The sequence below is a fragment of the Flavicella sp. IMCC45537 genome (assembly GCF_057197705.1).
Genome location: NZ_CM170067.1, coordinates 2,923,817 through 2,945,707, shown reverse-complemented (window position 1 = coordinate 2,945,707; position 21,891 = coordinate 2,923,817). Strand labels below are relative to the sequence as shown.

20 protein-coding genes and 1 tRNA gene are annotated in these 21,891 nt (G+C 34.6%); 4 read left to right on the top strand and 17 right to left on the bottom strand.

Annotated elements, in window-relative coordinates; all coding sequences use genetic code 11:
- Position 1 precedes the first annotated feature (1 nt).
- The 11 genes from AC2DGP_RS11945 to trhO all read right to left on the bottom strand — a co-directional run bounded on the left by AC2DGP_RS11945 (position 2) and on the right by trhO (position 13,342).
- Positions 2-994, bottom strand: a complete 993-nt coding sequence (locus AC2DGP_RS11945) for a DUF4837 family protein (RefSeq protein ID WP_484490290.1) — start codon at positions 992-994, stop codon at positions 2-4.
- Positions 995-1,016: 22 nt separating this feature from the next.
- Positions 1,017-2,561 (bottom strand): lytic transglycosylase domain-containing protein, encoded by a 1,545-nt coding sequence (locus tag AC2DGP_RS11940; protein ID WP_484490289.1) that lies wholly within the window; start codon positions 2,559-2,561, stop codon positions 1,017-1,019.
- A gap of 19 nt (positions 2,562-2,580) precedes the next feature.
- The gene (locus AC2DGP_RS11935; protein WP_484490288.1) at positions 2,581-3,531 is read right to left on the bottom strand and encodes an OmpA family protein; all 951 of its coding nucleotides are present in this window, start codon (positions 3,529-3,531) and stop codon (positions 2,581-2,583) included.
- A 5-nt stretch (positions 3,532-3,536) separates the two neighbouring features.
- Positions 3,537-4,298 carry an exodeoxyribonuclease III gene (locus AC2DGP_RS11930; RefSeq protein WP_484490287.1) on the bottom strand — a complete coding sequence of 254 codons (762 nt, stop codon included), beginning with the start codon at positions 4,296-4,298 and terminating at the stop codon, positions 3,537-3,539.
- Between the two features lies 1 nt (position 4,299).
- The gene (locus tag AC2DGP_RS11925; RefSeq protein WP_484490286.1) at positions 4,300-6,108 is read right to left on the bottom strand and encodes an AMP-binding protein; all 1,809 of its coding nucleotides are present in this window, start codon (positions 6,106-6,108) and stop codon (positions 4,300-4,302) included.
- Positions 6,109-6,193: 85 nt separating this feature from the next.
- Positions 6,194-8,515 carry a transglycosylase domain-containing protein gene (locus AC2DGP_RS11920; RefSeq protein WP_484490285.1) on the bottom strand — a complete coding sequence of 774 codons (2,322 nt, stop codon included), beginning with the start codon at positions 8,513-8,515 and terminating at the stop codon, positions 6,194-6,196.
- Positions 8,516-8,554: 39 nt separating this feature from the next.
- A complete protein-coding gene (locus tag AC2DGP_RS11915) occupies positions 8,555-9,061 on the bottom strand; it encodes a gliding motility lipoprotein GldH (RefSeq protein ID WP_484490284.1) in 507 nt (168 codons plus the stop codon).
- Complete coding sequence (gene ricT / locus AC2DGP_RS11910) at positions 9,042-10,607, bottom strand: regulatory iron-sulfur-containing complex subunit RicT (RefSeq protein ID WP_484492501.1); 1,566 nt, start codon at positions 10,605-10,607, stop codon at positions 9,042-9,044. The genes AC2DGP_RS11915 and ricT overlap by 20 nt, the downstream gene beginning before the upstream one ends.
- A gap of 224 nt (positions 10,608-10,831) precedes the next feature.
- A complete protein-coding gene (locus AC2DGP_RS11905; RefSeq protein WP_484490283.1) occupies positions 10,832-11,062 on the bottom strand; it encodes a ferredoxin in 231 nt (76 codons plus the stop codon).
- Complete coding sequence (locus AC2DGP_RS11900; protein ID WP_484490282.1) at positions 11,062-12,306, bottom strand: peptidase U32 family protein; 1,245 nt, start codon at positions 12,304-12,306, stop codon at positions 11,062-11,064. The genes AC2DGP_RS11905 and AC2DGP_RS11900 overlap by 1 nt, the downstream gene beginning before the upstream one ends.
- A gap of 4 nt (positions 12,307-12,310) precedes the next feature.
- Positions 12,311-13,342, bottom strand: coding sequence for an oxygen-dependent tRNA uridine(34) hydroxylase TrhO (gene trhO, locus AC2DGP_RS11895; protein WP_484490281.1), 1,032 nt, complete (start codon positions 13,340-13,342; stop codon positions 12,311-12,313).
- A 157-nt stretch (positions 13,343-13,499) separates the two neighbouring features.
- Here trhO and AC2DGP_RS11890 point away from each other — a divergent pair, with 157 nt between their 5' ends.
- Complete coding sequence (locus tag AC2DGP_RS11890) at positions 13,500-14,636, top strand: hypothetical protein (RefSeq protein ID WP_484490280.1); 1,137 nt, start codon at positions 13,500-13,502, stop codon at positions 14,634-14,636.
- Between the two features lie 147 nt (positions 14,637-14,783).
- Complete coding sequence (locus AC2DGP_RS11885) at positions 14,784-15,773, top strand: aspartate-semialdehyde dehydrogenase (RefSeq protein ID WP_484490279.1); 990 nt, start codon at positions 14,784-14,786, stop codon at positions 15,771-15,773.
- 70 nt (positions 15,774-15,843) lie between these two features.
- On the opposite strand, the gene AC2DGP_RS11880 is transcribed toward AC2DGP_RS11885, so the two are convergent.
- The 6 genes from AC2DGP_RS11880 to AC2DGP_RS11855 form a co-directional block, all read right to left on the bottom strand.
- The gene (locus AC2DGP_RS11880) at positions 15,844-16,689 is read right to left on the bottom strand and encodes a transporter family protein (RefSeq protein ID WP_484490278.1); all 846 of its coding nucleotides are present in this window, start codon (positions 16,687-16,689) and stop codon (positions 15,844-15,846) included.
- 22 nt (positions 16,690-16,711) lie between these two features.
- Positions 16,712-17,761 (bottom strand): cytochrome-c peroxidase, encoded by a 1,050-nt coding sequence (locus AC2DGP_RS11875; RefSeq protein WP_484490277.1) that lies wholly within the window; start codon positions 17,759-17,761, stop codon positions 16,712-16,714.
- Between the two features lie 109 nt (positions 17,762-17,870).
- The gene (locus AC2DGP_RS11870) at positions 17,871-18,746 is read right to left on the bottom strand and encodes an MbnP family protein (protein WP_484490276.1); all 876 of its coding nucleotides are present in this window, start codon (positions 18,744-18,746) and stop codon (positions 17,871-17,873) included.
- A gap of 101 nt (positions 18,747-18,847) precedes the next feature.
- A complete protein-coding gene (locus tag AC2DGP_RS11865; RefSeq protein ID WP_484490275.1) occupies positions 18,848-19,240 on the bottom strand; it encodes a hypothetical protein in 393 nt (130 codons plus the stop codon).
- Between the two features lie 141 nt (positions 19,241-19,381).
- Positions 19,382-19,777 (bottom strand): hypothetical protein, encoded by a 396-nt coding sequence (locus AC2DGP_RS11860; RefSeq protein ID WP_484490274.1) that lies wholly within the window; start codon positions 19,775-19,777, stop codon positions 19,382-19,384.
- Positions 19,778-20,025: 248 nt separating this feature from the next.
- Positions 20,026-20,107: transfer RNA gene (locus AC2DGP_RS11855), tRNA-Leu, on the bottom strand.
- A 140-nt stretch (positions 20,108-20,247) separates the two neighbouring features.
- Between AC2DGP_RS11855 and AC2DGP_RS11850 the strand changes: the two genes are divergently transcribed.
- Together AC2DGP_RS11850 and AC2DGP_RS11845 are read left to right on the top strand one after the other, a co-directional pair.
- A complete protein-coding gene (locus AC2DGP_RS11850) occupies positions 20,248-21,189 on the top strand; it encodes a ribose-phosphate pyrophosphokinase (RefSeq protein WP_484490273.1) in 942 nt (313 codons plus the stop codon).
- A gap of 28 nt (positions 21,190-21,217) precedes the next feature.
- Positions 21,218-21,823 (top strand): 50S ribosomal protein L25/general stress protein Ctc, encoded by a 606-nt coding sequence (locus AC2DGP_RS11845; RefSeq protein WP_484490272.1) that lies wholly within the window; start codon positions 21,218-21,220, stop codon positions 21,821-21,823.
- Positions 21,824-21,891 lie beyond the last annotated feature (68 nt).

Below are 21,891 nucleotides of genomic sequence, written 5' to 3'. Positions count from 1 at the left end.
GCTATTTGATGTCAATCGATTTCAAAACCGCCTCTAACTCAAACATATAATCTCTTTTATTTACAGAAGGTGCATAAACGAATCCTTCTACAACAATCCACCTATTATTCGTAGTATCTTCGATGGCATAATTTAAAAATGGACCTGCCATAAAATCATTTAAAACCTCCCATTTCCCATAGGTTGCATAACAAGGAAATTCTCCCATCTTTGTTTGAAATACTCTTGGTGTGTATAGTTTTTCTGTAACCATAAACATATTTTCTTTTCTTCCAGGAATATACTTTTTCCCTATGGTATCCCTCATATTAGATATCCTCTGAACTAGTCCTTTTTTAGAAGCAGGCATAGGAACGCTATATACTAATATATTAGAAGTCCCGTCTCCTTTTGCTATACCACCTGATAAATGTTGACGTAACCACAAAAACTCCCCTGTATCATCTACTTTTTTGAAAAATTTTGGAATTGTCATTTCTAAGCCCAAATCGTTCAATGTTTTAAAGGATGTTTTTCCATACGATTTATTCCTATGAGTTTTTTGCACATTCTCAATATCAAAATTCTTAAAGGACGTTATCATTTGTTCCTGATACAATTCCAACATTTCTATCAATGCCGTATCCGTTGGTGCTGTTATTTTTACTATTTGCTGCGGTTTCGCATAAACATTTTGCATCGTTTGAAAATCACTTATAGAATCTATATCAACAATTAACACATTTCTACTTGCTTTAAACATCTTTCCAAAAGAGGACTCCGCAACATGAGACACATCAAACTGATTTTCTTGCTGAGGCATCCCTAACACAGGGGTCATTATAATTTCTTTTAATTTAATCCCTACGTCACCGTTCCACTTGCTATTATCCATAACAATTAAAACATGATTCATTCTACCATTGGAATCTAAAAAAACTCTTTTTTCTTCTTTTTTCGATTCGCAAGCAATCAATACTGTTACTAGACTTAATGCTAAAAATATATTTTTCATAGTTTACATATATTGGTATTCATTAGATTTTATAGAGAATAATTTTTTTTCCGGGACTGATACTATTCCCATCCCAAATTCCATTCCATTCTTTAATCTGCTGAACGGTAATTTTCTCATACTTTTTAGAAATACTCCATAAAGAATCTCCTTTTTGCACAATATATTCCATTCTTTTCCCATTTGCCGGAACCTTTTTTTCAATTTTTTTTGATGATGTTGATGCAGCTTTAGAAACCGTAAAATTTAATTTTTTGGGATAAATAGTCAATCTTTGTCCCACTTTTAAATTTGTTGTACGCATGCCGTTCCATTTTTTTATATCTGAAACACGCACTCCATACTTATTTGCAATTTTCCCTAAATAATCACCACTTTTAACAGTATACCTGATCCTTTGATTCATCTCAAAATACTGTGGCAATGGTTTTTCTCTTTCTGCAGCTTCTTTGGTTGCGAGTGCATAAATTTCTTTTTCCATTGCAACAAAATCTCCCGCCTTTTGTATTGGCAATCTTATCGCATAATTTTTGCCTTTTACATAAGGAACGATATCCAACTTATACTCAGGATTTAGAAACTGTAACATTTCATTGCTAACGTTTAAAGTTTCGTTCAACTGATCAAATGTCAAGGTTGCTTTTACCCGTATGGTATCCGTTGCAAAATGATGTACCATAGGTGTTGTTGGTGCTATTTTATGCTCTTTGGCATATTCAAAAATATACATATTCGCATAAAAGGCAGGCAAATACCCTGCTGTTTCACGAGGTAAAAAAGGTCTGATATTCCAATAATTTCGATGTCCTCCTGATCTTCTAATTGCTTTAGAAACATTTCCAGGACCAGAATTATATGCAGCAAGCGCCAAATCCCAATCATTAAAAGTTTTATACAACACCTCAAGATATTTACATGCTGCTTCAGCTGATTTTACAGGATCCTGTCTTTCGTCTACATAGGAGCTTATATTTAAATCAAACTGCTTTCCCGTTTGATACATAAACTGCCACATTCCTGTAGCTCCCACCCATGATTTGGCTCTTGGATTCAAACCAGACTCTACTACAGCTAGGTATTTTATTTCCAGTGGAATATCATATTTATCCAAATACGACTCAAACATTGGAAAATAATACAAGGCTCTTGCCATCATTTTTGGATAGTACTTAGAACGAGTTTTCAAATAATATTTAATCAAACGTTCCAACTCTGGATTGTACTCTAAATTAAATGGCGTTTGCTCATTTAAGTGCTCTAAGCGTTCCTTTAACAACTCGGTAGTTAGCTCTACATCATTTATGGAAACTTTAGAAATTTCCCCATCAAAGGTAACAGGCAAAGCTTCATATAATGGTGAACTGTACATTAGTTCTAACCACAAGCTATCAATCACAACTGGGTGATTGACTACTAATTCCTTGACAATAGTATCTTGTACTGCAGTAACTTCAACCTGTATAGAATCTTGAACAACTGTAACCGAGTCTACTTCTTTTTCTTGTCCATAAGACAAATTGATACAAGCAATCGCAAGGAAAGCTGTAATTACTCTAATAGGTTTCATGTTTGGTATTTAATATAAACTACTCAGTAAGTAATTTGGCAATTTCATCTAGGTTAGGAGATAAAATAATTTCAATTCTTCTGTTTTTTGCTTTTCCTTCTTTTGAGTTATTACTCGCAACAGGAACAAATTCTCCTCTACCGGCTGCAGTAATCTGCTTTTCGCTTACGTTGGCATCCTCAAGAATCCTAACGATGGCAGTTGCTCTTTTTACAGATAAATCCCAGTTATCTTTGATAACAGGTCCGTTGAAAGGATCGTTATCTGTGTGCCCTTCAATTAAAACACTAATATCTGGATTGTCTGACAATACTTTTGCTAATTTTCTAACGGCTTGTTTTCCGTTTTCTCCAACGGCCCAACTTCCTGAACTGAACAATAATTTGTTCTCCATAGAAACATATACTTTCCCATTTTTATTTACAATTGTCAATCCTTTCCCTTCAAATCCTTTTAAAGCATTGGCAACTGTATTCTTCAAGTCTTGCATCGCAGCTTCCTTTTCAGCAATCAATTTCTCCAACTCATCAATTCTACTAGAACGAGCAGAAAGTTCACCTTCTAATTTTCTCAAACGAGCTCCTTCCTCCATTAATTTCGTTTCTTTTTCATCTAACTGAGACAGCAACTTTCTGTTTTCAACTGCATTTTGCTCCAAAGCTGTAGAACTTTTTGAAGCCAACATATCATACGTTTTTTTCAACTCAATATAAGAGTTCCTTAAAGCATCCGCTTCTCTCTGAGAAGCTTTATTTTTTTGCAATAAATCTGTTTGTTTTGCCTCTAATTTTTTAATGTAATCGTTGTTTTTGTTTTTGTTCAACTGTAATTCATCATTCTGAACTAACAACTCCTTTTTTTCATCTTTTAACTGATTGTATTTATCTTCTAAATCAACAAAAACCTTTTTAGAAACACAAGATACTGCCAACGCAGCAGTTAAAATACTTAGGGTGATTTTTTTAAACATTTTATTTATTTTTTTAATTCTACAACAATTGGACAATGGTCAGAATGTTTTGCTTCTGGCAAAATATAAGCTCTTTCTAATCTATCTTTAAGAGTTTCTGTCACCAAATGATAATCAATTCTCCAACCTTTATTATTATTTCTAGCATTTGCTCTATAACTCCACCAACTATAATGATCTGGTTCTTTATTAAAGAATCTAAAACTATCTATAAAACCAGTATTGATAAAAGTATCTAACCAGGCTCTCTCTTCAGGTAAAAAACCAGAAACGCCTTTCATTTTTGGGTTATGGATATCTATTTCTTCATGACAAATATTATAATCCCCACAAATAATCAAATTCGGAACTTCTTTTCTAAGCTCTGTAACATACTCTTGAAATTCATCCATAAACTTAAATTTAAATTCAAGTCTAGCTGAATTAGTTCCAGAAGGCAAATACAAACTCATGATAGAAACTGTATCAAAATCTACTCGTAAATTTCTCCCTTCAAAATCCATGGATTCAATCCCAGTTCCAAAAACAACGTTGTTCGGTTTTTCTTTACATAAAATAGCAACTCCACTGTAACCTTTCTTTTGAGCGGAATACCAATAATTATATTTGTAACCAGCCTCTTCAAAAACACTTAAATCCAATTGATCTTCCTGTGCCTTAATTTCTTGCAAACATAAAACATCAGGATTTGCTGCTGTCAACCAATCCATAAACCCTTTTTTAAGAGCTGCTCTAATTCCGTTTACATTGTATGATATTACCTTCATGTTAGTTGTCTAAATTCTGATATGTATTTCTTAATTCTTTTCGCTTTACCTTTTTTGAAGCAGTGCGCGGCAAGTTATCAATTTTCACTAAATCTATCACTTTGAACAAAGGATTTAATTTTATTTTGATACAGTTTTGTACTTTTTTTAACGCTTCTTTTCTCTCAATAGTATCTTGAGCTACAAAATATACAACCAAGGCACTAGGTCCACCATTTTTGGGAGAAACAGCCACAGCTGCACACTCTTTAATAAAGCTTAAGGTATTTAAAACAGATTCAATCTGAACGGAACTCACCTTTATACCCCCTAAATTCAGAGCATCATCTGTACGTCCATTGGCTTTGTAATAACCATTTTGAAGTTTACGCAGGGAATCTCCATGCCTTCTTAGTGTTTTACCTTGATATTTTGGCACGTCTTTAAAATAAACCTCATGATGATTTCTATTTAGCAATTGGGTAGACAACCCTAATATTGGAGGCACAAGAAAAACTTCTCCTTCTTCACTTTCCATCCCCTCCTCATCCAACAAAACAAACTCCCCTCCTAAAGCTTGACTAGAAAACTGACTTGGTATATTGTTTTGAACGATGCTACTCGCGATATAACCTCCTCCAATTTCCGTACCTCCACAATACTCTATTATAGGTTTCCCTCCCGCTAAGTCCATCAAATATTCCATTTCTTCCGGATTAGAAACTTCTCCCGTAGAACTAAAACATTGTATGGATTTCCAATCATACGGTTCCATAGAGTTATGCAATTTCCATGATTTGACAATGCTCGGCACCAAACCTAACATGCTCACTTTAGCATCTTGTACAAACGCTCCAAAATTCTTTTCTAAAGGACTACCAGAGTACAAAGCTATTGCTCCTTTATTTATCAATGCTGCAAATACCAACCAGGGTCCCATCATCCATCCTAAATTAGTAGGCCAACATACCACATCGTTTTTTTGAATATTATGATGATAAAAACCATCACTAGCAGATTTTATAGGTGTCGTATGATCCCATGGAATTGCCTTAGGCTCACCAGTTGTACCTGAAGAAAACAGAATTGTTGAAATGGTATCTGGTTTTACTTTCACAGAAATAAATTCTTTTTCAGAACTTAAAAAATCTGCATACTCAATATCTTGGCTATTTAATCTTACTGGTTCTCCTAAACAATTTACTACAACACACCTAACCAAATTTTTGCATTTGTCATACAGCAAATGGGTTCGTTCACCTCTTTTAAAACCATCTTGTGTAAATAACAGTTTAGGTTTGGTTATTTTTAAACGAACAGAAATTTCCTCCACAGAAAAACTATCCGCTATCGTTGCCACTTTTAATCCTGCTTTGATTGCCCCTAAATAAAGCACCACCGCCTCAAAATTCATCACCATAAAAACTGCTACGGTATCTCCTTTTTTCAAACCAATTTCATAAAAGCCATTTGCAGCTGAATTCACCTTTTGAAGCAATTCTTCCTGAAAAATTTTTTGAATTCCTCCAAATGCATCATTTAGAATTAAAACCACCGCATCATCATCATTCTGAAAACAACTATCTACAATATTGAGTTTAGCTCCATATAGCCACTGTGCATTCTCAACTCCTTGAGAGGTATCCACAATAGCACTATAGTTTTGATTAAGTACAATTCCTAAACGCGCTACAGTCTCTTTCCAAAAAGATTCTTTATGAGTCACAGACCAATTATAAAACTCCGCATAAGTTTTCATGGAAAGCTCTTCCATAGTCTTATAAATATTACTATTCTTAAAAACTTTCTCTGAAGGCGTCCACTCTTTCATTTTTGATTTTTTGAAGTGATTTAAAAATACAAAAAAAGCGTAAAGATTCTTCTTTACACTTTTTTTAATACTTCTTATAAATATTTTAAAATTCCGTTTCTTCCTCAACAGTTTCAACTGGAATTTCAACTCCTTCTTCATCAATAAGAGGGGGTGCCTCACAATCCAACTGAATCCCTATATGCTCTGGTTTTTCAAACTCTTCCTTGCTGATATTTAAAGTTGGATCTGCATAACATTTTCTCATATACAATGCCCAAGTAGGTAAAGACATCGTGGCTCCCTGACCTTGCACAATCCCCTCAAAATGGGTCGCCCTATCATCGGCTCCAGTCCACACTCCAGTGGCAAGATTCGGTACAACTCCCATAAACCAACCATCTGATTGATTTTGTGTTGTTCCTGTTTTACCCATAATAGGGTTTTCAAACTGATACGGGTATCCTGTAGAAATACTATCTGGATATTTCCCCCACTTACCTCTTAACCTTACTCCTGAACCTGCTTCTGTAACTCCTTTCAACAAATCTACTACTACATAAGCAGACTCCTCACTCAAAACCTGTTCTGTTTTCGGAGTAAACTCCTGCAAAACTGTACCATTTCTATCCTCTATTCTCAGTAACATCATTTGATTCACACGCAATCCTTTGTTTGCAAACATTGAATACGCTCCAACCATATCATACAAACTTGCATCAATAGTCCCCAAAGCGATAGAAGGATAAGCCGGAATATCAGAATGAATCCCCGCTCGTTTGGCTAATCTTACCACCGTTTTTGGTCCAACCATATGAATCAATCTTGCTGTAATCACATTAATGGATTTCGCTAAAGCTTGTTTTAATGTCAACTCACCACCATAACTATCTCCTGAATTTTTTGGTGTCCAATCCTCATCCATACCATAAGCTTCCTTAGGGATTGTGTACATCGTATTTGGATATTTTTCACAAGGAGATAACTGTAATTGATCAATAGCTGATGCATATACAAAAGGCTTAAATGTAGACCCTACCTGTCGCTTTCCTTGCTCTACATGATCGTATTGAAAATATTTATTATTGATTCCTCCTACCCAAGCTTTAATATGCCCTGTTTGAGGCTCAATAGACAACAGACCACTATGTAAAAAATGTTTGTAATATTTAATTGAATCGTACGGTGTAAAAACAGTATCAATAGTTCCTTTCCAAGAAAAAACTTTCATTTTTCTTTTCGTTGCAAACGCTTTCTTTATTTCTTTATCTGACTTACCAGCCTTTTTCAACAAACGATATCTATCTGTATTTTTCATTGCGCGAAGCATAGTCGCCTCAATCTCCTCTTTTTCTAGGTCATAAAAAGGGGCTGTTGGGTTGCGTTTTTGCTCTTTGAAAAATACTCTTTGCAAATTAGAAACATGTTCTTGAACTGCCTCCTCTGCATAGCGTTGCATTCTTGAATCTAGAGTCACATAAATTTTCAACCCGTCTCGGTAAATATTATGGTAAGTTCCATCGGATTTTGGATTTTCTTTGATCCATTTTTTCATGTAATCACGTAAATATTCTCTAAAATAAGTTGCGTAACCATCACTATGACCTTCTGGCGAAAAATCAATATCCATTGGTAATTGTTGCAATGAATCTTTTTCTTTCTCAGAGATTTTATTATTTCTTTGCAATTGAAACAATACTTGATTTCTTCTTGCCAAAGATTTCTTTTTAGAAATTTCTCTATTCGGATTGTATTGTCTTGGATTTTTCAACATCGCAACCAAAACCGCAGACTCTTCAGGTTTTAAATCTATAGGTTCTTTTCCAAAATAAATTCTAGAAGCAGAACGAATACCAATTGCGTTGTACAAGAAATCAAACTTGTTTAAATACATGGTAATAATTTCTTCTTTGGTATACTGCTCTTCCAATCGAACGGCAATCACCCATTCATTTATTTTTTGAATAATTCTTTTAAACTTATTTCTAGTACCCGAACCTTCAGTAAACAAAAGTTTTGCTAACTGTTGGGTAATAGTACTTGCACCTCCACCTTTTCCAAGTTTCACTACAGCTCTTAAAGTTCCTTTAAAATCAATCCCAGAGTGCTCATAAAACCTTTCATCCTCTGTAGAAACTAATGCATCCACAAGATTTTTAGGTAAATCTTTATATTTTACCGGTGTTCTGTTTTCATTATAATATTTCCCAAGGGTTTTACCATCAATTGAAATAATTTCGGTTGCAAAATTATTTTCAGGATTTTCTAACTCTTCAAACGTTGGCAATTCACCAAAGACTTCCATCGAAGCCAATAAAAACAGAGAAGAGATACATATTAACCCTCCAAAAATCAACCCCCAAAACCAAATTGTATATTTTCTAAAGGAATTGGGAGTACTATCTTTTTTATTTTTCTTTTCAGCCATATAGCTAACTTTTTCAATTTTATTATAACAATTACAGTTTTACTCTTTTAATTCAGCTTTCTTTTCAATACGAAAACCAACATCAGATATTCCTTTTACGCTTTGCAAACCCTCAATTTCATTACGTTTACGCATCGCTTGTTGAATATTAATATTGTATTCTCCTAATTCTGAGAACTTAAAATTCTCCCTAAAAAAAAGTTTGTTTTCTTTAATATCCGTAAAGCCGGTCCCTAACCAATTCCCAAAGGAATCCGTCATTTTATACTCTAAAGTATCCACAACATGAAATCCACTTGGATATTGAAGCTCTGTAATCAAGAATAAATTGGAATATTCATATTCACTCGTATTTCTCAATTGAATAAATAAATTATAATCTTGTAAAGAATCTGCTATCGCAAATTCAAAACTCACAAAATCTTGTTTTTCCCATCCATCAATTCCAACTGATGCATACTTGTCATACACGCGATACTCATCACAACTAATTAACAAGACAAACAGCAATAAAACAGCACCAAATTTATGCGTCTTTTGTAGCATTGGGATTAGGTTTATTATTTGGATTAGGTTTTTTTCTCCTATTATTATTTCTTTTCGGTCTTTTAGTTCCTCCTTCATTCTTCACACCAGCCTCAGTTGTTTTGGCTCCCGCAGGTTTCGGCGCTCCTTGCTTTGGTCCATTTGCATTTTGTTTTGCATTTGGATTTGGCTTTGCGTTAGGGTTTTGCTTGTTTTTATTTTGTGGACGACGCTTTTTAGGCGCTCCTTGCTTTGAACCATTTGCATTTTGTTTTGCATTTGGATTACCATTCGCATCCTTTTGATTTGGATTTGAATTTTTATTACCCTGCTTTCTTTTTGGCCCACCTTCTTTATTTTGTTGCTGACCGCTATTTGGTTTTCTTGACCCTTGTTTTCTTGGTCCAGAATTTCCCTGTTGATTTTGTCCCTGTCCAGGTTTTTTCTTTTTATTTCTTCTTTTACTTTTGGTCTTAGGCTTATCAAAACGTGTTAGACTATCTTGTCCTACCACATTTTCAAAATCTATTTTTGTGGCAACCAAAGTTTCTGATTCAAGTTCCTCTAAACTTGGTGATTTTTCACCATTTTTATTCATAGCAATCACTTCCTGAACTTGTTCTAAAGTAAGCTTATACCACTTAAAACCTTCTTCTTTTGAAGCATACCACAACAACTCTTTAAAGATATCCATCTTCACAAAAGTTGCACGCCCTTTTTCAGTTTCTAAAACAACATCTTGCTTTGGAAAACCTTTCAACGCATCTAAATAAGAATCTAATTCAAAATTCAAACAACATTTCAATTTTCCACATTGACCCGCCAATTTTTGCGGATTTAAAGAAAGCTGTTGGTAACGCGCAGAAGCAGTATTTACTTTTCTAAAATCTGTTAACCAAGTAGAACAACACAACTCACGCCCACAAGAACCAACACCTCCTAATCGAGCAGCCTCTTGACGCAGACCAACTTGTTTCATTTCAACTCGAATGCTAAAAGCACTTGCCAAGTCTTTTATCAACTGTCTAAAATCTACTCTATCCTCTGCGGTATAATAAAAAGTAGCTTTATTTCCATCTCCCTGATACTCAACATCAGAAAGCTTCATCTTTAAACCTAATCGACCTAAAATTTCACGTCCACGTCGTTGGGTTTCGATTTCTTTATCTCGAGCAGCTTGCCAGATTTCTATATCTCTGACACTCGCTTTTCGATATATTTTTTTCACTTCATCACTATCCTCAGCAACTTTTTTCTTTTTCATTTGAACTCTCACAAGCTCACCGGTTAAAGAAACAGTTCCAATATCATGACCTGGAGAACCCTCCACAGCAACAATTTCACCAATAGTTAACTGAAAATTATTAGTATTTCTATAAAAATGTTTTCTTCCGTTTTTAAAACGAACCTCAACAATATTTAAAGGTTTTTGTCCACTTGGTAATGCCATATTAGACAACCAATCAAAAACAGTTAATTTATCGCAGCTCCCAGTTGCACAAGCACCATTGCTTTTACACCCTCCAGGAACTCCGGATTTATTTGTAGAGCACGAAGTACAGCCCATATATAAGTTTCTCTTTTGGATACCGACTTTAGTACTGCCAGTATGTATATTTATAATCAATAAGTAAACGTTTAAAAAGCTGATTTATTTAGCCTTAGAAAATCGTTTACAAATTTCCTTGAATTCGTAAAGATACTATAAAAATAAAAACTACAGAACGCATGTAAACGTTCTGTAGTTTTTATTTTGTTAAATCTATTAGTTCAATACTAAAGCAGAGAAACTCAGACTTGTTTTACATCAATTATTTTTACAGGGCAAGCTTTTTTCGCCTCCATAGAAATCTCATAAATTGACTCATCTGGAGTTTTTATAGTAAAAAAACCTTTTTTCTCTGCACTATGTAACAATACAGATTTTCCATCTTTTTTAGACATCTGAAATTGTCCAGGTGCTAACTCAACACAATAATTACAACCGATGCATTTTTTCCTTTGAAGTGTAATAACAACCATTATGCTTCCACTACGTTTTCTACTATTTTATATAATTTATCTGAAGGTCTGATTTTAAAATCAACCTTTAAAGTAAATGTTTCTCCTTTACGGGCTTTTTCAGCTTGTTTCTCATCAACAAAAAGCTCTTTTACCTCCATTTCTTGAGCTCCAGTGGTTGGACCTGTTACTAAAATGGTATCTCCCACTGCAACATCATAAGCTTCAATTTTAAATTCTCCCACCCTAACTTTTGGGTAATAGTGGATACCTTTTCCTAAATAGACTTTTTTCTGAGTAGCATGAGACCCAGAACCTTTACTCCATTCCCCTAGTTTTTGTCCTAAATAATAGCCAGACCAAAATCCTCTATTATAAACTTTTTCCAGCTCTAGCATCCAAGAAATCACTTTTTCCTTACTAAAAGTACCCGCTTCTAAACTATCAATGGCCTCACGATAACAACGAATTACCCTTGCTACATACTCTGGAGCTCTTCCTCTACCTTCTATTTTTAACACCTTGATACCAGCATCAGAAATTTCATCCAAAAAATCAATAGTACACAAGTCCTTTGGAGACATAATATATTCATTATCCAGCTCCATCTCAAAACCCGTTTCTTGATCTATAACAGTATATTTTTTTCTGCAATTCTGCTTACAAGCTCCTCTATTTGCAGAGGAATTAGCAGAATGCAAACTCATATAACATTTTCCAGAAACAGCCATACACAAGGCACCATGACCAAAAATCTCTATCGCAACCAATCGACCAGAAGGGCCTTTAATCTGTTCTTTCTCAATTAACGCTGTTATATTTTTAACTTGTCGCAAACTTAATTCCCTACTAAGAACAATGGTGTCAGCAAACATTGCGTAAAACTTAACCGTTTCAATGTTAGTTACATTTATTTGCGTGGAGATATGTACCTCCATCCCAACTTCTCTTGCCGAAGCAATAACCGCCTGATCCATGGCGATAACAGCCGTAATATTGGCTTCTTTCGCACGCTTGATCAGTGTTTTAACAATAGACAAATCATGATCATAAACAATCGTATTTAAAGTCAAATACGAGCGAACACCTTTTGCTTCACAACGTTGTTGAATTTCTTCCAAATCATCCAGAGTAAAGTTTATGGAAGCGCGAGCTCGCATATTCAATTGCTCCACCCCAAAATAAATAGAATCTGCTCCATTATCTATAGCTGCTTGCAAGGACTCAAAATTCCCGGCCGGCGCCATCAATTCGATTTTTTGCATGATACTATTTTTTAAACTTCAAGGCTTCAGATCTTCCTTTTTTGAAAATTTTATTGCTATTTCCTTTTCCTTTTCTCAATTCTTTTTGCTCCTCAAAAGGAAGTGCTGCAATATCTTTACATTCTTCAGAACAGCAGGTATTCATTTTTTCCTGACACGAAGCACATTGAATAAAGAGTAAGTGACAAGCTTGATTATCACAATTTACATGTACATCACAAGGCTCACCACACTGATGACAATTAGAAACTACATCTTCAGAAATACGTTCTGCCCTTCTGTGATCAAAAACAAAATTCTTTCCTTTAAATTTATTTTCTATCCCTGAATCTTCAACTTGACGTACATAATTGATAATCCCACCTTCTAACTGAAAAACATTTTTAAAACCTTTGTGTTTATAATAGGCACTTGCTTTTTCACAACGTATTCCACCTGTGCAATACATTAAAAGGTTTTTATCCTCTTTATGATCTTTCAAATCTTCTTCAATCAAATCTAAAGAATCTCTAAAAGTATCTACATCTGGAGTCACGGCACCTTCAAAATGCCCTATCTCGCTTTCATAATGGTTACGCATATCAACACAAACTGTATTCGGATCCTCTAACATCTTGTTAAATTCCTCAGCTTTTAAATGCACCCCTATATCGGTAACATCAAAACTTGAATCCTCTAATCCATCTGCAACAATTTTATTTCTAACCTTTACTTTTAGCTTTAAAAAAGATTTATTATCGTGCTCAACAGCAACATTCAAACGGATGTCTTTCAAAAAAGAAATCGCATCTAATTGATCTTTCAACTCTAAAAAATTCTCTGCAGGAACAGATATCTGCGCATTGATTCCTTCATACGAAACATAGGTTCTTCCAAGAACCTCAAGGGCATCCCATTCTAAAAATAATTTATCTCTAAAAAGCTGTGGGTTTTCTATCTTGAAATATTGATAGAAAGAAATTGTCAAACGGTCTTTCCCCGCTTCATCTATTAATTGTGCGCGTTCTTCCGCGCTTAACTTATTGTACAGTTGCATGCTATACTAATTTATGTTAAACTTATTTTTTTGCAAAAATACGCTTTTGTATCGATATAATAAGAAAAGACTATAAAGTATTTTATTAAAAAACTAAATACTACTTGGTTCAACATAATTAAGTATTTTTGCTTTGAACCTTCGAAAATACTCTGCTTTGAAAAAGTCAATTTCGTTCCTATTACTAATTGCGTTTTACTCCATAACAATCAATAGTTCTGCTCAGGAAAAAAAACACCTATTTAGACACGCTAGTGACGATCAATTTGATGCTAGTAATTTTCTAAATTCTACAGCAGGATTTCTTCCTGTACCAATTATCATTACAGAACCTGCAGTTGGTTACGGTGGAGGACTAGTTCTTTCCTATTTTCACAAGAAAAAAGAAGGTGACACACGTCCCTTAGGACTCTCTCCAACCATTACTTTCGGAGGGGGAGCTTATACAGAAAACGGAACTTGGGCTGGTTTTATAGGACACAAAGGATCTTATTACAAAGACAATATTCGCTATTTAGGTTTTTTAGGGTTTGTATCTCCTAACTTAACTTTTTACGGCCCAGGACTTGGTGGTATCACTGATAAAAAACATGAATTTAACATGCAGGGTTTTTTAACGCTTCAAGAAATTCTATTTCGAGTTAAAAAAGACACCCCTCTCTTTGTTGGATTAAACTACACATACTTTAATAATCATATCTCTTTTAATACTGGAATCAATATTCCTGATCTAGATGTTATTGAAGGGCAAATAGAAAATGCAGGACTGCACGGGGTATTTGAGTTTGACGGACGAGACAACACCTTAACACCTACCAAAGGAATCAAATCTGTTTTAGAAGTAGGGAAATTCTCTGAGATTTTTGGTGGAGACCAAGATTATTGGGATACCAACTTTAGAACCTACGGATACCTACCAGTCGTTAAAAATAAATTATTCTCATCATACAGAATGCAAATTCAATCCACAACGGACGAAACTCCTTTTTACGCACTTCCTTTTATTTCTCTTCGAGGAATTCCAGTATTGAGATATCAAGGAAACAATGTACTAACCCTAGAAACTGAGTGGAGATGGAACCTATATAAGCGCTGGAGTTTAGTAGGTTTTATTGGAGCCGGTGATGCTATGGAAACTTATTCTGATTTTGGACAGAACATAAAAGCCGCAGGAGGTGGTGGTTTTCGCTATTTTTTAGCAAAAGATTACGGACTTCATGCTGGTATTGATATTGCCAAGGGCCCAGAGCAATGGACATGGCAATTTACCGTTGGTAGCAATTGGGGGAGATAATCGAACAATATTTAAATTGTTAAATTCCAACACCCTTCGTTTAAATTTGATAAGATTTAAACATTTAGCATAATTTTTACACATCCCGTGTTTTATTAAAATTGAAATATCCGATATTTGCAGTCTCAAATATTAAAATTAAATACAATGAAAATAGCTGTAGTTGGTGCTACTGGAATGGTAGGAACTGTAATGTTGAAAGTTTTAGCTGAAAGAAACTTCCCTGTAACAGAATTAATTCCTGTTGCTTCTGCAAGATCTGCTGGTAAGAAATTACCCTTCAAAGGAAACGAATACACAGTAGTTACTTTAGAGGATGCTGTTAAAATGAACGCTGATATTGCTTTATTTTCTGCAGGCGGAGATACTTCTTTGGAGTGGGCTCCTAAATTTGCAGCAGCTGGAACAACTGTAGTAGACAACTCATCTGCTTGGAGAATGGACCCTACTAAAAAATTGGTAGTTCCTGAAATCAATGGTGACGTTCTAACTAAAGAAGATAAAATTATTGCAAACCCAAACTGTTCTACTATTCAATTAGTGATGGCTTTGGCTCCATTGCATGAAAAATACCAAATGAAACGTTTGATTGTTTCTACATACCAGTCTGTTTCAGGAACTGGAGTAGCTGCAGTAAGACAAATGGAAAACGAAACGAAAGGAATCAAAGGAGAAATGGCTTACCACTATCCTATCAACAGAAATGCAATTCCTCATTGTGATGTTTTTATGGAAAATGGATACACAAAAGAAGAAATGAAATTGGTAAAAGAACCTAAGAAAATCTTAAGAGATGATTCTTTTGCTGTAACTGCAACTGCGGTGCGTATCCCAACTGCTGGTGGACATTCTGAATCAGTAAATGTTGAATTTGTAAATGATTTTGACGAAGCTGAAGTACGTCAGTTATTACATGATTTCCCAGGAGTTGTAGTACAAGATAATCTTGACACAAACACTTATCCAATGCCGGCTTTCGCCCATGATAAAGATGAAGTTTTTGTAGGACGTATTCGTAGAGATGAATCTTTACCAAACACTTTAAACATGTGGATTGTTGCTGACAACCTAAGAAAAGGAGCAGCTACAAATACAGTTCAAATTGCAGAGTATCTTATCGCAAACGAGTTGGTATAACAAAACCCATACCTAAAGCATAAAAAAACCGTTAGATAACATCTAACGGTTTTTTATTTTGAGTCTAACTTTAAAACCTCCAATAGGCAAAAAGTCCTAATCCATACTTAAAGAGAACTTCATGCTGTATCAAATTCTGATCCAGAGACAGTTGAGAATTCACCCCCATAATTACTCTTTCTGTTTCCATTTGAATTCCAAAATTGGTATTTGTCATATACCCTGAGGTGCGGTGATCAATAATTTCAAAACGTTCAGAAGCTTTGAATTGATCATAATTTACACCAACATATGGCGACATAATAAAACCTTTATTTATGGGAACTGCATAAGCTATACTTGTATTTACCTGAGTTTGGTTTCCATATTTAAAAGATTCGCTGTTGGTATTTTTAACAAAATAAACTGCACTCAAATTGAAAGAAAAATCACCAAAACCAAAAGCGTATTGTAAAGGAAGAGCAACATCTAAACTACCAGTACCTAATTGTGTTGAAGATGTTTTATTATCTTGAGAGCTTTGCAAATCAAACTTTCCAGTGGGCAACTTTAATCCTACCCCTAACTTTAAAACATGTTTGCTTGCCTTATTCAACACACTAATCAAACCATAGATAGAAACATCTCCCAAACCACTTACACTTACATCTTGCTCACTGGTATAACGATAATTAAAACGGTATGGCAGCATTGCAGTTATCAAAATCCTATCATTGATTTGATATTGCCCAGTAACCATTACTGTGTTAATTCTGTCATCAGCAACAGGACTATCCTCAAACACACCTTCTTTATACTGAAAGAACATATGGTTATAGCTCATTCCTATAAAATTACCATGAATTGCATTTGTAAACACACTATTATTAGCAGAACCACAACTGCAAACATCACAAGCAAATGCTGTAATACTCATCAAGAAAAATATCAAAGAAAATTTAAGGTTTTGCAAAACGTGTATCATTTAAAAATTCATCATCTGTCAAAGTCTCTAAAAACAAAACTATCAACTCTTTTTCTTCTTCTGTCATAGGGATCCCTAACTCTTCTTTTCCATCCACCATTTGAATTAACCTTGGATCCAAATTATCCATTTTCTGAACAAAAGGATAAGTATCTGTATCATAAAAATCCAAGACCTGTTTTAACAAAACAATCCGACCATCATGCATGTAAGGAAAAGTTTTTTCAACATTCCTCAAACTAGGCACTTTAAACTTATAATAATCTGAATGTAATTTTCCTTCCTCTAAGGTCAAATCTGGATTTGAACTTGAAACTCTTGCCCTTCCCAACTCCTCCGGTAACTTGGCATTAACACCAATCCCGTTATTTATAAAATCTTGATTTGTAAACAACTCACCCGTATGGCAGCTTGCACATTTTTGACGGAACAAGTGTAAACCTTCCTTCTCTGACTTGGAAAACTCTCCACCAGCTTCACCACGCACATATTTATCATACTTTGAATTGCTAGAAACCATTGCTCCCATAAACTGAGCCAAAGCCTTTAACATATTTACCGAATTTACAACGTTCGCGTCCTCTCCAAAAGCCTTTTCAAACTCCAAAGGATAACTCACATCCTGCTTCAGCTTATTTATTACATTCTCCAAAGTCTCGTTCATTTCAACTTGTTCTGTTATTGGAACCACAGGTTGTCTCCAAAGTAACTCCACCGAACCATCCCAAGTAAAAGCATCCATAAAAGCTAAGTTTTGGATAGGCTGAGAGTTCCTAACCCCAAACTGATCCACCAAAACTCCTTCACTTAAATCATGTCCGTGATGTGTAAAAGCGAAAGCTTGATTATGACATTCAGCACAAGAAATAGAATTTCCGTCCGACAACTTCACATCATAAAAAAGTCTTCTCCCCAACTCAAAGCCTGCAGCATCAATTGGATTATCCATTAAATCATAGGTGGGGGACGGGAAATTCACAGGCTGTTCAAGCTCAATCTCAAAAACAGAATTATCTTGCTCCATCTGTTTATCACAACTAATAAACAGCAACGCAACTACACTAAATATTTTTAGGTACCTCATAATAAAAGACAACAATCATCAATAAACAACCAACAACTGCAATTAGCATTTAGTGATTATGTTCAGAACCTTCTTCTTCTGTATGATCTTCCATATCCATTTCAACATCTTCTAACACCACAGCTCCATTTAATGGATGCACATGATGGATTTCAAAAATACCTGGATAATTATCTGCAAAGTCAGCTTTACTAACAGCTCCCAAATAAACAGAAACACCATTATTAGGCACAAAAAGCTTTTCAATATTCACCTTCACATGAACACTTGGTGACACCTCAGATTTTATAGTTATGTTTTGAGGAAAGTCAATCGTCACCGTTCTATACCCATCGAAATCTCCTTTTTTACCAATATGAATTGACAAATTATCAGCCAAATCTTCTGATTTTGCCATATGATGCATCACATTCATTTTGTTTGTAGCCTCAATTTTAGAGAAGATATAAGAGTTCGGATTCCAACTCCAATTCATATCAACTTGAGCCAATTCAAAGAGCCTTGTTTGATCATCAGCACTGCCGCTGGCAACCTCATCGCTTACTCCTACTGCAAACGAGATTGATTTATATTCCCCAAATGGAATTTCTGTAAGATACACTAGCACCTCTTTATCATCAGCTTTTGATAAATCAATCAAACTCCCTGCAATATTATTCGGAATCTCAATCAACTGATCGTCGGCAGTTTTCACAACTAAATCGGAAATAAGAAATTTGAATTTATCTAAAATTAATGTCTGATCCTCACCATCCATCTGTTGTTGAACGGTAAATTCATCTCCAATAGCCAAAGAATGGTCTAATTTTATTATTGCAGACACATGAGTTCCGCTATTATGCTCCATTTCTGAATCGTTATCAGAACATGCACTAATTAACAAGAAGGCAACCCCTCCTAAAAATATATTTTTTAAGTTTTTCATTTTAAATGTATTTGTTTTTAAACAATAAGTGTTTCACTCGATGAAACAGAAGCTCCATGAGATACCATAAGACGTTAAAACATCTTACTCTTTTATAAAAACTATACAATTGGAGGTCGTAAAAGACTTAGCTCTTTGTGAAATGAATAACTATCATCATAACGAAACATGTTATCCTTTGAAGTAACAAACAATGCTTTTAACTTAAGAAAATCTGGTTTGATTTTTTGAAAAAACAAAGGAGTAAAGCATTTATAAGAGCTAATCAAACTTACTTCTTTGCCAGAATCTGCTTCAATATCTACAGCTACAACACTCAACTCTTTCGCCAAATGACATTTACCGTTACATTGCAACTCAGGTTTTTCTTTATTTTCACAAAACTTCTCTGTGATATAATCTATATTCAATTCATAGTAAGCTATATGCCCTACAATAAATAGAGGGCGTATCACCAAGGAGAAAAGCAAAATATATGAAAATACCTGTTTCAAGAAAATAATTATTTTGCGCAAAAATAATCTTATTCAACATCCCTACAAAACTTTAACCATAAAAAACCCTTATGGACAAAATCCATAAGGGTTTAAATATCTACAATTTATTTCTGACATATTGGGCATACACATAATAATCTATGCTACTAAACCCAACCGTGCCAAATTATCATTCATTCTAACTTCACAAGAATTGATGTCATTTATCAAGTCCATCAACAACTCCACTGCCACCTTGCATTCTACATCGTCCCTTCCATTCAACCTTTTTGTCAATCGCATACACCAAAAGTTCAGTTCATCCATCCCACGTTTGAAATCAATATTCACAACAGGCTCTTCAGAAGAATACATATACTCATTAACACATCCTAACAACTCTTCAGCAATAGGTCTTGCATCTTCAAATTTTTTGGTATCAAACATTGAATACAGATGAGCTTCTAATTTATGAGTCTCCAGCTTTCTGTAACAGTTTTTTATAATAATTTCTACTATTTGTAGTTCTGCTGTATTTATCACCTTTCCTCTCATCTTGTATCTATTTAAATGTTTTTTGCCTTATGACATAACAAATATATAGTTCAAACAACCTATTTTTTAGAGTTTTATTGTGAAGCGACCATAACTAAAGGTGAAAAGACCTTTTATTAAGCTAAAGGACCAAAACAACTTTTAACCCAAACCTAAACAATTTCAAAAAGCTGACTATAAAACACTTCCAATCTATCAAAATACTACAAAAAAAAGCCTCATTCAACTTTAGTCAAATGAGGCTTTTGTACCTTGGGTGGGAATCGAACCCACACTCCCGAAAGAACTGGATTTTGAATCCAGCGCGTCTACCAATTCCGCCACCAAGGCTTTTCGCAATTGGATTGCAAATTTATAAAAAAAATTGAATTACAAACATTTTTATTAAAAAATATCGAGGTAGGCTCTTAAATTATTTCTATTTTTGCAACCGCAATAAATCACATTTAATTAAACAAACACATTATAGTATGTCTATCAATCAATTAGCACCAAAAGTATTTGCGTGTTCGCAAAGTTTTGAACTAGGAGAAAGCATTGCAAAACATTACGGAACGGAACTTGGAAACATTAATATTTCAAGGTTTAGCGACGGTGAGTTTCAGCCAGCTTTCGAAGAATCTGTTCGTGGTCGTCGTGTTTTCATTATTGGATCTACGTTTCCAAATTCTGACAACTTAATGGAAATGCTATTGATTTTAGATGCTGCAAAAAGAGCCTCTGCTAGACACATTACTGCTGTAATGCCATATTTTGGATGGGCACGTCAAGATCGTAAAGACCGACCTCGTGTTGCAATTGGAGCTAAATTAGTTGCTAACTTATTACAAACGGCTGGAGCGACAAGAATTATGACTATGGATTTACACGCAGATCAAATCCAAGGATTTTTCGAAAAACCAGTAGACCATTTATTTGGTTCAACTATTTTCATGCCTTACATCCATAGCTTAGGACTTGATAATATCACAATGGCCTCTCCAGACATGGGAGGATCTAAAAGAGCTTATGCTTACTCTAAGCATTTGCAAAGTGAAGTAGTTATCTGTTACAAACAACGTTTAAAAGCGAATGTGATTGACACGATGGAACTTATTGGTGAAGTTGAAGGGAAAAATGTGATTCTTGTTGACGATATGATCGACACAGGAGGAACCCTTGTAAAAGCTGCTGATGTTATGATGGAAAGAGGAGCTAAAAGTGTAAGAGCTATTATCACTCACCCATTACTTTCTGGAAATGCCTATGAAAAAATAGAAAACTCTAAATTATTAGAATTGATTGTTTCTGATTCAATTCCATTAAGAAAAGAGAGTTCTAAAATAAAAGTTGTAACTTGCGCGCCTTTGTTCGCGGATATTATGCACAAAGTACAAGATAACAAGTCAATTAGCGACCAGTTTATCATATAATTAGAGAATATTAATAAATATATATATAATGAAATCTATTACAATCAAAGGATCGAAAAGAGAAAGCGTAGGAAAAGCTGCTACAAAAGCACTACGTAATGCTGACAAGGTACCTTGCGTATTATACGGAGGAGAAAATGCCATTCATTTTTCAGCTGAAGAAAAAGCTTTTAAAAACTTGGTATATACTCCAAATGTATATACTGCAACGATTGAATTGGAAGGTGAAACTCCTGCTACTTGTATCTTACAAGACATTCAATTTCACCCTGTAACTGACAAAATCTTACACATTGATTTTTATCAATTATTCGATGATAAAGAAGTTACTATGGAAATCCCTGTTACTTTAGTTGGTAACTCTCCAGGGGTTATGATTGGTGGAGCTTTACGTTTCCCTAACCGTAAATTAAAAGTGAAGGCTTTACCAGGAAACTTACCTGATACAATTGATGCTGATATCTCTAAATTGAATATCGGAGACAAATTATTTGTAAGAGAAGTTGAAATTCCTAACTGTACAATCTTACACCCAGAGAACACTGTTGTTGCTCAAGTAAGAATGTCTAGAGCTGCTCAGGCTCCAGCTGATGAAGCTGAAGAAGAAGCTACTGAAGAAGCTGCTGCTGAATAAATTTATTCAAGCATTATAACTTAAAGGTTCCTTTTGAAATTTCAAAAGGAACCTTTTTTTGATTCATA